15 protein-coding genes are annotated in these 12,610 nt (G+C 48.2%); all 15 read right to left on the bottom strand.

Annotated features, from left to right (window positions below; genetic code table 11):
* Positions 1-169 precede the first annotated feature (169 nt).
* The gene (gene cobO / locus SLIP_RS03730; RefSeq protein WP_013174939.1) at positions 170-727 is read right to left on the bottom strand and encodes a cob(I)yrinic acid a,c-diamide adenosyltransferase; all 558 of its coding nucleotides are present in this window, start codon (positions 725-727) and stop codon (positions 170-172) included.
* Positions 728-978: 251 nt separating this feature from the next.
* Positions 979-1,305, bottom strand: coding sequence for a hypothetical protein (locus tag SLIP_RS03725; RefSeq protein ID WP_013174938.1), 327 nt, complete (start codon positions 1,303-1,305; stop codon positions 979-981).
* A gap of 102 nt (positions 1,306-1,407) precedes the next feature.
* Positions 1,408-2,466, bottom strand: coding sequence for a hypothetical protein (locus SLIP_RS03720; protein ID WP_013174937.1), 1,059 nt, complete (start codon positions 2,464-2,466; stop codon positions 1,408-1,410).
* Entirely contained in the window at positions 2,456-3,631 is a 1,176-nt protein-coding gene (locus SLIP_RS03715) for a glycosyltransferase family 4 protein (RefSeq protein WP_013174936.1), read from the bottom strand. The genes SLIP_RS03720 and SLIP_RS03715 overlap by 11 nt, the downstream gene beginning before the upstream one ends.
* A 470-nt stretch (positions 3,632-4,101) precedes the next feature.
* On the bottom strand, positions 4,102-4,956 hold the full coding sequence (gene secF / locus SLIP_RS03710) for a protein translocase subunit SecF (RefSeq protein WP_013174935.1): 855 nt from the start codon (positions 4,954-4,956) through the stop codon (positions 4,102-4,104).
* Between the two features lie 13 nt (positions 4,957-4,969).
* Positions 4,970-6,175: a protein translocase subunit SecD gene (gene secD / locus SLIP_RS03705; RefSeq protein ID WP_013174934.1), complete on the bottom strand. Its 1,206-nt coding sequence runs from the start codon at positions 6,173-6,175 to the stop codon at positions 4,970-4,972.
* Between the two features lie 24 nt (positions 6,176-6,199).
* Positions 6,200-6,859 (bottom strand): HD domain-containing protein, encoded by a 660-nt coding sequence (locus SLIP_RS03700; RefSeq protein WP_041432688.1) that lies wholly within the window; start codon positions 6,857-6,859, stop codon positions 6,200-6,202.
* 21 nt (positions 6,860-6,880) lie between these two features.
* Positions 6,881-7,138: a preprotein translocase subunit YajC gene (yajC, locus tag SLIP_RS03695; RefSeq protein ID WP_013174932.1), complete on the bottom strand. Its 258-nt coding sequence runs from the start codon at positions 7,136-7,138 to the stop codon at positions 6,881-6,883.
* A gap of 28 nt (positions 7,139-7,166) precedes the next feature.
* Entirely contained in the window at positions 7,167-8,285 is a 1,119-nt protein-coding gene (tgt, locus tag SLIP_RS03690; RefSeq protein ID WP_041432686.1) for a tRNA guanosine(34) transglycosylase Tgt, read from the bottom strand.
* Positions 8,286-8,416: 131 nt separating this feature from the next.
* A complete protein-coding gene (queA, locus tag SLIP_RS03685; protein ID WP_013174930.1) occupies positions 8,417-9,451 on the bottom strand; it encodes a tRNA preQ1(34) S-adenosylmethionine ribosyltransferase-isomerase QueA in 1,035 nt (344 codons plus the stop codon).
* A gap of 198 nt (positions 9,452-9,649) precedes the next feature.
* Positions 9,650-10,231, bottom strand: a complete 582-nt coding sequence (locus SLIP_RS03680; protein ID WP_013174929.1) for an anti-sigma-I factor RsgI family protein — start codon at positions 10,229-10,231, stop codon at positions 9,650-9,652.
* The gene (locus SLIP_RS03675; RefSeq protein ID WP_041432684.1) at positions 10,218-10,655 is read right to left on the bottom strand and encodes a hypothetical protein; all 438 of its coding nucleotides are present in this window, start codon (positions 10,653-10,655) and stop codon (positions 10,218-10,220) included. The genes SLIP_RS03680 and SLIP_RS03675 overlap by 14 nt, the downstream gene beginning before the upstream one ends.
* Before the next feature lie 123 nt (positions 10,656-10,778).
* Positions 10,779-10,994: a DUF2905 domain-containing protein gene (locus SLIP_RS03670; RefSeq protein WP_013174927.1), complete on the bottom strand. Its 216-nt coding sequence runs from the start codon at positions 10,992-10,994 to the stop codon at positions 10,779-10,781.
* Positions 10,978-11,541, bottom strand: coding sequence for an epoxyqueuosine reductase QueH (locus SLIP_RS03665; protein WP_013174926.1), 564 nt, complete (start codon positions 11,539-11,541; stop codon positions 10,978-10,980). The genes SLIP_RS03670 and SLIP_RS03665 overlap by 17 nt, the downstream gene beginning before the upstream one ends.
* A 5-nt stretch (positions 11,542-11,546) precedes the next feature.
* Positions 11,547-12,587 carry a Holliday junction branch migration DNA helicase RuvB gene (ruvB, locus tag SLIP_RS03660; protein ID WP_013174925.1) on the bottom strand — a complete coding sequence of 347 codons (1,041 nt, stop codon included), beginning with the start codon at positions 12,585-12,587 and terminating at the stop codon, positions 11,547-11,549.
* Positions 12,588-12,610: the final 23 nt, after the last annotated feature.

The raw sequence follows: 12,610 nt of genomic DNA, 5'->3' as shown, positions 1-12,610 counted from the left end.
AGATAACATGAAACAAGTGCGGACGGTATTTCTGGCTCTCTCCTCCTTTCTAAAGTTCATAACTGCTGGTAATCTCCCCTAAGCTCGGTCCGGCCTTTTTCACCCCCTCACACATTACAAAAATCGCATCCTGAATTGATGCAACAGGTAAAATACAAGTAGCCAAAAACTAATATTCAAAGCCTTTCCTAGCCGGAGCCCCTTGATGATACGGGTGTTTAATCTCCACCATCTCTGTTACGAGATCTGCTAGTTCTATTATCTCCGGTGGAGCATATCTACCGGTCAAACCGAGGTCCAGTTCTGGCGGCTTGGTCTTTATCAGTTCTACAACCTCTTCTAGGGGTACTAACTTGAAGTCGAGAGCTACATTTATCTCATCAAGAATAACCATATCGAATTCGCCAGAAGTTATAGCTTTTTTTGCGACTTCCAGTCCCTGCCGTGCCAGCTCGATATCTACAGGAGACGGGTTATCCTTCATGACAAAACTGTCTAGCCCGCTTTGATAAATGATCAGGTTGGGCAAAAATTGCTTGGTACTCAGTACTTCTCCGTAGTCCCTACCTTTCATAAACTGAACAACAAAAACCTTACAACCATGACCGAGCGCCCGCAATGCTAATCCCAAAGCTGCCGTGGTCTTGCCTTTCCCATTGCCGGTATAAACAAATACAATTCCTTTGTTATATTTCTTCAGAACAGCCTCTTTTTCCTCCTCATACACTGTGTTTTATCACCTCCTTGTATGGAGGTAAAACAACGCCGTTCGACTATGCCCGGACCCCTTTTCTTGATCATTCCGTATTCGCCGACAAAAAAGTTACCGCAAGTAATGACCTAGCCGCACATAAATCCACCGTAAAGCACGTAAATACCCTCTGTCGCTCAACGAAGCTTTGTTTGGTTAATAATTATTCTGTTCGCCAACAATCTGAGTACATTTTAGCTATTATTCTTTTCAACTGTCAACGGTAATCAGCATGCCCCGGTCAAATTCTTCTCTTCGCCGGGTCGGAGAAGTGAAAACTCGTATTGTTTTCCGCCTCTAATCTCGATAGTCAACTTGTCGGCAGTGTTCTCCACAATACGACCTTCGGCACTACGTTTACATCCGTAATCGTGAAAGGTTACCTGGTGGGTAGGCCGTTCGGACTCTTCTAGGGTGCCAAAGAACCTCTCCTTTTCCGCAGGAGTAAACTCCCTGACCAGCACCCGGTTGCAGCGCGCAGCCTTCTCTCCCGTCTCGTCCCGAACGATCACCTTGTAGTTGGCGTGAAACTTAATCGGAAGCTTGATCTCCATGATATTCAATTCCTCCCTCGCTCAGCTAGGCTTTCTCTTTTTAGATTTAATTATAGCACACACATCTCATTAAGTTCCACTTATTTATATCCACTTTATACCTTAAACAATCCGCTTAGCCTCTTCCTGAATTCCACGATCGACCTTCGGCTCGCGGTTCTCTTTGTGAAGCCTCTGCCAAGCCTGTTCCGTTAACAAAAACGAGACTACTGCCTCTGCTCCTTGGTTGCCGTTGATCCCGTATTCGGTCAACGCGTCATGACAGCCACCCGTTTTAATGTTGTAAAGAGATATGCGGTTACGGTTCTTGCCCCAGTACCAAGCACGTGCAAGGTCAGCCATCCAAAGATAATCGTCCCTTCCAGTAATCTGATAAGCTTCCATCGCAGCCAAAGCTATGGAACAAGCGTCAACCGGTTGCTGGTCATAAAGAGGCATTTCGCATCCCCTGACCCACCATCCCTTATTACCAACGATGTCAAGAAATCCTTCTTTAAATACAGTTCCCCCTAAGAACCTCATCGTATCCTCTGCTACTCTCAAGGCCTTCTTGTCACCCGACATCCGGTAGTAAGCAAACAAAGCATGGGGGAGTATAGCATTACAGTATGTTAGTTTGTTTTCGAACCAGTTCCATCCTGGACCGCGGTGAGACATGTACAGGCTGATAAGAGATTGACAGTACTCCTTAGCAACCAGCTCCACGTAAGCCCGGTATCCCGGCAATACATTAATACCAAAACTTATTCCAACCAACCCGTAGGCAACTGACCGCGGGAAGCTTAACTTATTTAGGTTGGGTAGAGCCTTCATGACCATTTCCATCGACAATCGATGTACTTCCTCTATATCGCATTGTGCCGCTACGCTACAAGCCAGAAACGCCCTTCCAATACTGTCTTCAGAATCGATGTCCGGAATAAACTTTTGCCCAATTTTCCAGTTACACCAGGTGCCGTCCTCTCTCTGCGCACTATACAGAAACCTGGTGTAAGTCAGAGCATACTTTTTCCGGTCTTCTTCCTCCATACTCAAAGCAACCAGGAGTGCCCTCGCATTATCATCAACGGTGTACCCGCTACTTATGTCAGGTACACCGTTGACCGAAAACTGTATTATACCGTTTTCATCGGTCATTGTCTTCACATGTCTATAGTCCATGCCCCACCCTCTCGCCGTCCGCAACTCCCTGACCGGCTCCGGCAATCTGATTGGCCAGTCTAACGTACTGTTCACCGATGCGAGGCCACTCAATAGTTTTTCCAAATTCCCGGGTTTTTGCTTCCATGTCTCTTCTTAGTTCTTCATCTGACAAAACGCGATCCACGAGATCCGCTATTTCCTCCGGATTAATCTCCTTACACACCAGGCCCTTGCCGTCAGACAACATTTCCAAAGCGTGTTCGTAGGGAGTCGCAACTACAGCCCGACCGCATCCCACCGCGTAAGATAAAGTCCCGCTCACCGCCTGGTCCCGGTTAGGATAAGGGCTTAAGTACAGATCTGTCATGTACAGGTAATCTCCCAGCTCATCCAGCTCAAGGAACCGGTTAACGAACTTAACGTGATTCTCTAGTCCCAGATCTGCTACCATCCTCACCAACATCTGCCTGTACCTGTCGCCCTCTCTCTTAAGGAGCATGGGATGAGTTCCACCCGCGATCAGATACAGCACGTCAGGGTACCTGTTGATTACCCGGGCTAAAGCCAGAAGCCCATTTTCCAGACCCTTTCCAGGACCGATCAATCCGAAGGTCGTTATCACGCGTCTTCCTTCCAACCCGTACTTTTTCTTAAGCTCGCCCCTGTCCTTTTCTTCAAATACAGGGACCCCGTGATGAATGACCGCTATCTTCTCGGGAGCTATGCCATAGACCCTGGTCAGCCAGTTGGCAGAACGCCGGGTCATACATACTACCGCAGCCGCCTTCTGCCCCAGTCTTGACAGAATACTTCTTTGCGTAGCAGAAGGTCTTGGCAAAACCGTATGGGTTACCAAAATGTACGGCTTGCGAAGGTGAAAAGTGAACTTGAGCACATATTCACCATCTGAACCCCCGAAAATACCGTATTCGTGTTGTATCAGCACAGCTTTTATTTCCGGATTGTAGTTTACCAATTTAGCAGCGTCTATATAGTCCAGTTTTCGTTCCTGCCTGATCTTATAGACCACCTCTGGCGGATAAACATAGGAATAAGCGCTGTCTGATACGGCTATGACCTTTACCTCCTCACCGGCCGCTATGAGGTTGTCCCTCAGATCATTAGAAAAAGATGCAATCCCACATTGTTTAGGGGGATAAGTACCGAGGTTGATTAATGACATCGACACCACTCCTTTCTTGGACAAGACTTAACTTACGCGGTACCGCATTAACTTATAAAACAAGCTAGGTAAGTCTTACTGGACAAGAGTTCTTGAATAATCAATAATACTATCCCCCGTTATAGAAGTAATTACCCAAAAACCCCTATCTATCATATGCTTCCCATAGGGCTAAATATGATTCTTTGCCAAAAGCTTCTATAAATCGTACACCTGACTAAAGCGAGCAAAAGTGATGCATCTTGACGAGGATGCACTTCCGAATTCCGTTCCAGATCCGCAGTGCAATCGTTTAAAGATGAGATTCACATGAAGCTATATCGGTAAGAATTTCATGTTTGTCTTTATTATAGCAAGTGATTAGACTGGAAGCAAGAACCCAACAACCCTTTCACGAATAGCTCAAAAAGAAAAAGCGCCCGAACAAATCGGACGCTCCGAAGCTTTGTTCTTCAAAACCTGGCAAACTCTCAACGACTTCCACTCATCTTTAAGTCGTAATAGATGGGACTCGCAACAAATATGGAAGAGTAACACCCGCTGATCACCCCTATTAACAGAGCCAAGCTGAAGACTTTGATAGTCTCTCCTCCAAACACCAGCAATGCCAACAATACAAATACTACAGCGAGCACGGTATTGATCGAACGGTTCAACGTCTGCATGATGCTCTTGTTAATGGTTTCAGCCAGGTCTCCTTTTTTCTTGAAACCTAGATTTTCCCGAATCCGGTCAAACACCACGATGGTATCGTTAATCGAATAACCGAGAATTGTAAGGATAGCCGCAACAAACGCCCCGTCCACCTGGAGTCGGAATAAAGAAAAAACACCAAGTACCAGTACAACGTCGTAAAGCAGAGCAACTATGGCCCCAACTCCAAAAGAAAACTCAAACCTAAAGGAAATATACACCAACATAAGAACCGAAGCAATTAATATCGATAATACAGCTTTCATGGTAAGTTCTTTTCCAATGGTAGGTCCAACCGATTCCTCGCTGGGTACGTCAACTTTCCCGACCCGCTTTTCTAGCTGGGTAACGAGTTTATCTCGATCTTCCTGGGTCAGCATCCGGGTACGGATAAAGAATTCCCGGTCCCCGCTCCTTTGGATGGAGCTTTCACCTAAGTCTAAACTATCCAAAACACTTCTTACCTGCTGAACCTCAACCGGTTGCTCAAACTTAACCCTGAGCAATGAGCCGCCTGTAAAATCAATACCCTTATTCAGACCGCGGCCCGGCCACAGTAAAGAGACCAGTCCTGGAATTATCAGGAGTAGTGACAACAAATAAAACCACTTTCTGTGCTCTATAATCTTCATGAGTAACCCCTCCTCATACTCCATAGTACTTGGGATTACGGAAAGACTCCGCCGCCCACTTAAGCAACCATCTCGTGAACACCACCGCAGTAAACATACTGGTCACGATACCAATGGCAAGAGTCACGGCAAATCCCTTGATCGGCCCTATGCCAAAGTACATAAGGATTACCGCTGCTATCAAAGTAGTGAGGTTAGAATCGAATATAGTCCAAAATGCCCGCTTGAACCCGGCATCTACTGCCGCCAGAAGAGTTTTCCCAGCGCGGAGTTCGTCTTTTAGCCGTTCGTAAATGATAATGTTAGCATCCACTGCCATACCTATGGACAGGAGAAATCCGGCAATTCCCGGCAAGGTAAGCGTGAACTTGCCCAGAGCCATTACTCCCAGGACCAGCATCGAATATACTACCAGAGAAATGTCTGCCAGAAAGCCCGGCAGCCGGTAATACCCGATCATGAATATTAATATCGCCAGCAAACCGATTATCCCGGCCTTTATACTCTTGGCTAATGAGTCGCTGCCCAAGGTTGGGCCTACAGTCCACTTTTGAGCCATCTCCAACGTAACTGGCAAAGCCCCGGACCTCAACAGTACCGCCAGGTTTTCCGCATCCTTAGCCGATTCAAACCCTCCGCTTATTTCGGCCTGGCCGCTGGGAATCTCGTTTCTCACCACTGGCTGGCTGATGATTTCTTTGTCCAGTACAATGGCTATTCTCTTGCCCAGGTTCTCTTTTGTAGCCTTGCGAAAAAGCTCGGCCCCTTCCTTGTCGAAAGTCAGGTCCACCTTAGGCTGGCCTTCTTGGTCAATACCCGCCTTGGCGTCCTTGAGGTTCCTACCCGTTACCCACACTTTGCCGTTTTCGTCGATAAACTGCAGCTCCGCGGTCTTGCCGATAACCCTTATCGCCTCATTTGGATCCTTAACCCCTGCCAGCTCAATGATAACCCTACGATCTCCCTGGGTCTGGATAACCGGTTCTTTCACCCCGAGCCGGTCCACCCGGTTACGCAAAACCCCGACGGTTTTCTTCAGGGTGTCATCCGTTATTTTCTGGCCCGGCCTCTCTTTGGCCTCCATTACTACGTGTACCCCGCCCCTGAGATCAAGACCGAGGTTGAGGTTGTGAATGATCGGCTGGTAAGCTACATAGGCTACTATCCCAACAGCTATCAACATCGCTATCAGTTTTATCAAACCGGTTCGGTTGCTCACTTCACTTCCTCCTTCTCAGACACGCTAAAGCAGCTTGGCCCCGTTTATTATGAGTTCGAACTCACAGCCCAGGAAATCAGCTGCTCTCCTACACATAACCATCCGGCTTAAAAATATCTCAAAATACTCCATGACCGGGCATATGTTAATGTCTATCACCAGGTCCATCGTAATGGTCATGTTTTCCTCGTTGACCCTGAGCGAAGCTTCTTCTACAGCATAATTAACACGGTCATGGATATCGAAGGTTGATATATCGGGGTTTCTCACCCGAGAACGGTGGACATGAGACTTATCGGCCAAGATTAAGGCTGCAGCTACCCGGTTTATGGGATGCCCACTGCCCTCGTCATGGTTCCCGATAGCCGCCGCCACTACAGATATCTCCTCAGCCGGCATGCCCATAGCCCTCAGTATGTGCAATGACATCAAGGCCCCGCTCTGGCTATGCCCAACCCGGTTGATCACATTCCCTATATCGTGCAGATACCCGGCTATGGCGGCTAATTCAGCTTCTCTCTCAGAGACTCCCAGCTTCTTCAATATGGTGTAAGCTCGTTCTGCCACTAGAGTGACGTGATCGTATCCGTGATCCGTGTACCCGAGCACCCCCAGATGTTCGTTCCCTTTCCTGATAAAGGCATCGACGATCGCGCTCTGTCTTACCTCCTCCAATGTCACCATATGTCCTCTTCCCCTGTTGTTTTACTCTTGCTTATAAGCTATCGCCTTTTTAAGCACCTCTAATTCCACACCCTCCGCCACTCTAAGTATTATAGTTGTATCTTTAACCTTTCTTACCTCGCCCAGTATCCCGCTGATGGTAACCACCTTGTCATGAACCTTCAAATCCTCGATAAACTGCTGGTGCTTTTTTTCTTGCCGCTGCCTAGGTAAAACGATGAGTAGATAAAACGCGACTAAGAAAGTTAGTATATACGCGGCCAACCCTTTCCACTCCAAATCTACCCCTCCTAAAGATACTCTCGGCCTAGTTGCCGCTCGGCTCTGAATACCTGGTCAAAAACCTTTCGCAAAAGACCAATAACCTGTCCTCCTGAATTGCGCTTCTTATATTCTCCATCAATTTAATCAAAAAGTAAATATTGTGGTAAGTCAAAAGCCTTAAAGCCAAGATCTCTTCGGCCTTGAACAGGTGGCGAAGGTAAGCCCGAGTGTAATTATGGCAGACATAGCACCCGCATTCCTCGTCTAAGGGTCGAAAATCATCACGATACTCCGCGTTTCTAATCACCAGTTTTCCCCGCGAGGTATAAGCAGTACCGTGCCTCGCCAATCGGGTAGGGAGCACGCAGTCAAACATGTCCACTCCTCTTTTTACGCCTTCCACCAAGTCCTCCGGCGCGCCTACTCCCATGAGGTAACGCGGTTTATCTTCTGGTAACACTGTGTTCATGACCTCGATGATGCGGTACATGTCTTCCTTCGGTTCCCCTACTGACAAACCGCCTATGGCGTACCCGTCAAATCCCAAGGATACCAACGACGCGGCGCTCTCAATCCTTAAATCCTCATATACGTTGCCTTGCACGATGCCGAATAAGGCCTGGTCCTCTCTCCGGTGTGCCTGCAAACATCTCTCTGCCCACTTGGTTGTCCTACTCACAGCTTCTCTCGCTTCTTCATACTTGCACGGGTAGGGCGAACATTCGTCAAAACACATAATTATATCCGCTCCCAGGTCTTCTTGAATAGAAATAACCTTCTCTGGATTCAGAAAGTGGCGAGAACCGTCGATATGGGAATTGAAATACACACCATCGTCGGTTATTCTCCGCAAGGGGGCCAAGCTAAAGACCTGATACCCGCCGCTATCGGTAAGAATTCCCCTGCGGTAGTTCATAAAACGGTGAAGCCCTCCTGCCATATGTATGATCTCGGTTCCTGGCCTGAGATACAGGTGATAACTGTTGGCAAGGATGATCCCTGTTCCTATCTCGTACAGTTCTTCCGGAATCAGGGTCTTAACCGTTGCCTGAGTTCCGACTGGCATGAACATGGGAGTTTCGAAAACCCCGTGGGGAGTGGATAGAACCCCTAAGCGAGCTCCTGTTGCCGAACATTTCCTGTTTATGACAAAACCAAACATCTTACACCCCACACTCATATCTTAAGAATCCAAGGCACTACTTTATATGTCGCTTGATAAATCGAGAAACTAACTTATCGAGAGAACATCACTGCTGCTTTTCTCAAAAAAGCCGGTCGGCGATTACCGGGCTAAATAACATACATCGCATCCCCGTAACTAAAAAACCGGTAGCGATTCTCTACTGCGTGACGGTAGGCGGCTAACGTAAGATCTATTCCCGCAAAGGCACAAACCAACATCAGTAACGACGACTTCGGGAGATGAAAATTAGTTATAAGCTGGTCTACCGCCCTGAAGCGGTACCCCGGATAGATATAGCAATCCGTAAACCCCTGGCGGGGTACATAGCCACGCTTCTCCTCATACGCGCTTTCCAGGGTCCTCACTACTGTAGTGCCAACTGCTACGATTCTTTTACCCGCAGCCCGGGCATCGTTCAAGCGTTCAGCTTCCTGTTCTCCCAATTCATAGTACTCTTGGTGCATCCGGTGCTGGCGTATATCCGGGCTTTCGACTGGGCGAAAGGTTCCCAGGCCGACGTGCAAGAGCAACTTGACCACTTCGACTCCCTGTTGAGTAAGCCTGGTCAATAATTGTTCGGTAAAATGGAGACCAGCCGTAGGTGCTGCGGCCGAACCTGGGCGGGCAGCATAAACCGTTTGGTATGTTTCCTTATCCTGCTCGGTAGGAGGGCGGCTAATGTATGGAGGAAGCGGAACCTCCCCCTCATTCTCAAGAAAACCGTACCAGTCGCTTACCCCCTGAAATCTTATAACCCGACCTCCGGCAAAGCCTAATTCCTGAATAATTTCGGCTTTTGCTCCACAGGTAAACTGAATCACCGCCCCGGGTTTCAAGCGACGGGCAGGGCGTACCAAGGCTTGCCAATCCTCACCAACCTTGCGCAGGAGTAAGATTTCCACATGTGCTCCCGTTTCCTTGATACCTCTGAGACGAACCGGAATAACCCTGGTCTCATTGAGGACCAGAACATGCTTTTCTCCAAGGTATTCGGCGAGTGCAAAAAAATAACGGTCTCGAAATTTCTTTGTCTCCCGCTCCACCACCAAAAGCCGGGAGTGGTCGCGAGGCTGAACCGGGTATTGAGCTACCAGTTCCGGCGGTAACTGGTATTGATAAGTTTCTAGACTGTATATGTCCATAACTTTAACCCTTATCACCCCTGGCTACCAAAATACAATCCTCTATGCACCCCAGATATACGCAGCCCCCCATGACACTTAAAAGTGTCACTGCTAGAAAATGATAGCAACCGAGAACTCAGAGCAGCTTTCATTATCGAACTCACCGAACCCAGGGTTCTAAAGGGGTCTGCGCCCACTAATAGCCGGATAGCCCAGTTACTCGTCCGGTTTGCGCGTAACACAAATCTCAACCGACGTGTGGGACCCGCCGTTTTCCGCGAACCAACTCTCTAAACGCCCATTTAGAGGCGGAACAAGTTTCCTTAAAAGCCGATCTCCAGTTTGGTTTACCGGAACCGCTATCAGTACTACTTCATGCCTCGGCGTCTCGATCAGACCCTCGGCCAACGACTTGTTCAGTAGCGCTTCCAGAGCTGAACCGGCATCTCGTCCCCTTACCGAGACTTGGTTCAGAATCCTGGCCCCGTTTTCATCAGTAGAAACGGGGTTCACTACCAACCCGAACCTGTTGATCCCTAGTTTAATTCCTGGGCCACTTTCAATACTCATGTAAACTGCAGGGCTTAGAAACGCCGCTATCTGCAACATTAAGACAAACAAAACCACAACGGCTACCCCGTACCAGACTACATCTCGCCCCCATTCCCGGTACTGAATCTCAGTTCCGACATCCGGTAGGTACTTTCTTGCTCGTACTCTGCGGAAACGGCCGCTTCTTGTCAGTATTACGGCACCGCTTTCGCTGCTTTCGAGCACCACTCCCTTAATTACAGCCATATGTATTTCTCCTTTTTACTGGCAAAATATAAGGCAACAAATGTCTCAGGTCGTGCGCGACAATCAAGGATATCGCTACCAGATAATGCCCGTGCCTTCTCACGTAAGGCAGAGGCAGATCCACCCTTTGCGCCAGCCAGGATTCAAATTGCGAAACGTCACTGATCAAAACTGTCGAAAGTAACTGTATTTGTTCAGATAACCTAAAAGCCGCTTCCTTAACCGCTTCCAGCACTGCCCAATTTTGCGGGCTCTCCTTGATCAAGACATCATAGTCAAGACCAAATTCTTGAAGTGTTAATCGCAGCCGGTTAATCTCTTTCTGGCGAGCCATCACCGTCTCCACGCTGTTATCATCTGTCATGGTCGTAGGCCGCTTATCCCGGCCTTTGACCAACACCCCAAACCGCCTTATTGGAGCCATCCTGTTGCAACCCCTCTCATCTCGCCCCGCTAGAGACGACCCCTGTGCCTTCAGTTTTCGGTCCGAACTGATCAAAAAAATAACCAGGACTGTTCGTCAACTAGAGTACTCATCCTAACAAACCTAACGCCGCCAGAACAAGTTTAAAAGAAAGGTCAGTATCAAGCTAAGGACGATACACGTAACAACTGGAAAATAAAACGTAAAGTTGCCCCGGTGGTAGTAAATGTCCCCCGGCAAACGGAAACTTCCTCCGAATTTAGCCGCCCCCAAAAATACCATCCCCAATACCACAAGTATTAAACCGCTTACGATTAATAACTTAGCCATTCCTTCCATCAGCAAAATCCCCTTTCTTTGATGGTTGGAATCGCTCGACTTCGCTAAAAAGACAACCACAGTACTGCTGTCGGTACAGCCCCAAAGCTCTTGATCTCGCTACCGTTTCCTTAAAGCCCTCTCTGAAATCGAAATACACAAAAGGAACGCCGTACTTATCTGCCATTGACTCTCCAGTTTCCCTAATAAGGTCATGCTTCTGAAAAGGGCTTACTAACAAAGTAGTACTGAAGCCCTCAAATTTGCCTCTCCGGGCTATCCGGGCGGTTTGTTCCAAGCGAAGGTGGTAGCAGAAAAAACACCGACGACCCTCGCGGAATGAAACCCTCTGCCAGTAGTCTTCGAAACTGTACTCGTCATTCTTAATTATCATGAGCTTATCCAGTTCAGCATACCGATAAAAAGATTCCCTTCGTTTAGCGTACTCGGTAAAAGGATGTATATTAGGATTGTAAAAGTAGCCCCAGAGCTCAAACCCCTTTTCCCGCAAGAAAGGAACCGGGTAAGTAGCACAGGGTCCACAGCAAACATGCAACAGCAACTTCAACGGTTTCACTCCTCATTGATCGCAAAAAGTCGGCCCCCGTGATCCTCGGAGCACTTGTAACCCAGGTGGCGGTACCCGCTGGGAGTTACCATTCTCCCTCGGGGCGATCTTTGGATAAAGCCGATCTTCAGCAAATATGGCTCGTAAACGTCGAGTAAGGTATCGGGTTCTTCGGAAACGGCGGCGGCTAATGTATCTAACCCCACCGGTCCTCCATTAAATTTTGAAATGATAATATCCAGTATTGTCCGGTCGATTCGGTCCAGTCCTCGTTCATCGATTTCCAATTTGGATAAAGCCATGGCCGCGATTTCTGCGTCAATCGTTCCCCCTGACTGAACCACAGCGAAGTCTCTGACCCTTTTTAAAAGGCGGTTAGCTATTCGAGGAGTCCCTCTAGCCCGACGGGCTATTTCCCTAGCTCCGCCCTCATCGATACTGATACCCAGCAAAGCAGCCGATCTCGTTATGATCAGAATTAATTCATCTTCCTCGTAAAAATCCAAACGGCAAAGAATACCGAAACGGTCCCGCAGGGGTGAACTCAAAAGTCCAGGACGAGTCGTCGCCCCTATTAACGTAAAAGGTGGCAGATCCAACCTTAGAGTTCGAGCACTCGGTCCCTTACCGATTACGATATCGATGGCAAAGTCCTCCATGGCAGGGTAGAGTATTTCTTCTACCACTCGGTTTAACCGATGAATTTCGTCGATGAAGAGCACTTCCCCCGGTTCCAGGTTAGTTAGGATAGCAGCCAAATCGCCCGGGCGCTCGAGAGCCGGTCCTGAAGTCTTTCTAATCGGTTTCCCCATCTCGTTGGCAATAACACTGGCTAAGGTGGTCTTTCCCAGCCCGGGAGGACCTGAAAGCAAAACATGGTCTAAAGGTTCCTTCCTTTGTAGAGCCGAATCGATGAAAACGGCGATATTTTCTTTCGCCTTCTCCTGCCCTATATATTCTGCAAGTCTTGACGGCCGCAATGAAATCTCGATATTCGTCTCGATGAAGTCTTCTTCTACCCTCCCAGGTGACACCAATCTCTTCATCTCCGTCCTCCCCGTCCAATCAT

Origin of the sequence: Syntrophothermus lipocalidus DSM 12680, assembly GCF_000092405.1 — a bacterium.
GTDB lineage: Bacteria > Bacillota > Syntrophomonadia > Syntrophomonadales > Syntrophothermaceae > Syntrophothermus > Syntrophothermus lipocalidus.
This window is presented reverse-complemented; position numbering and strand designations above follow the sequence as displayed.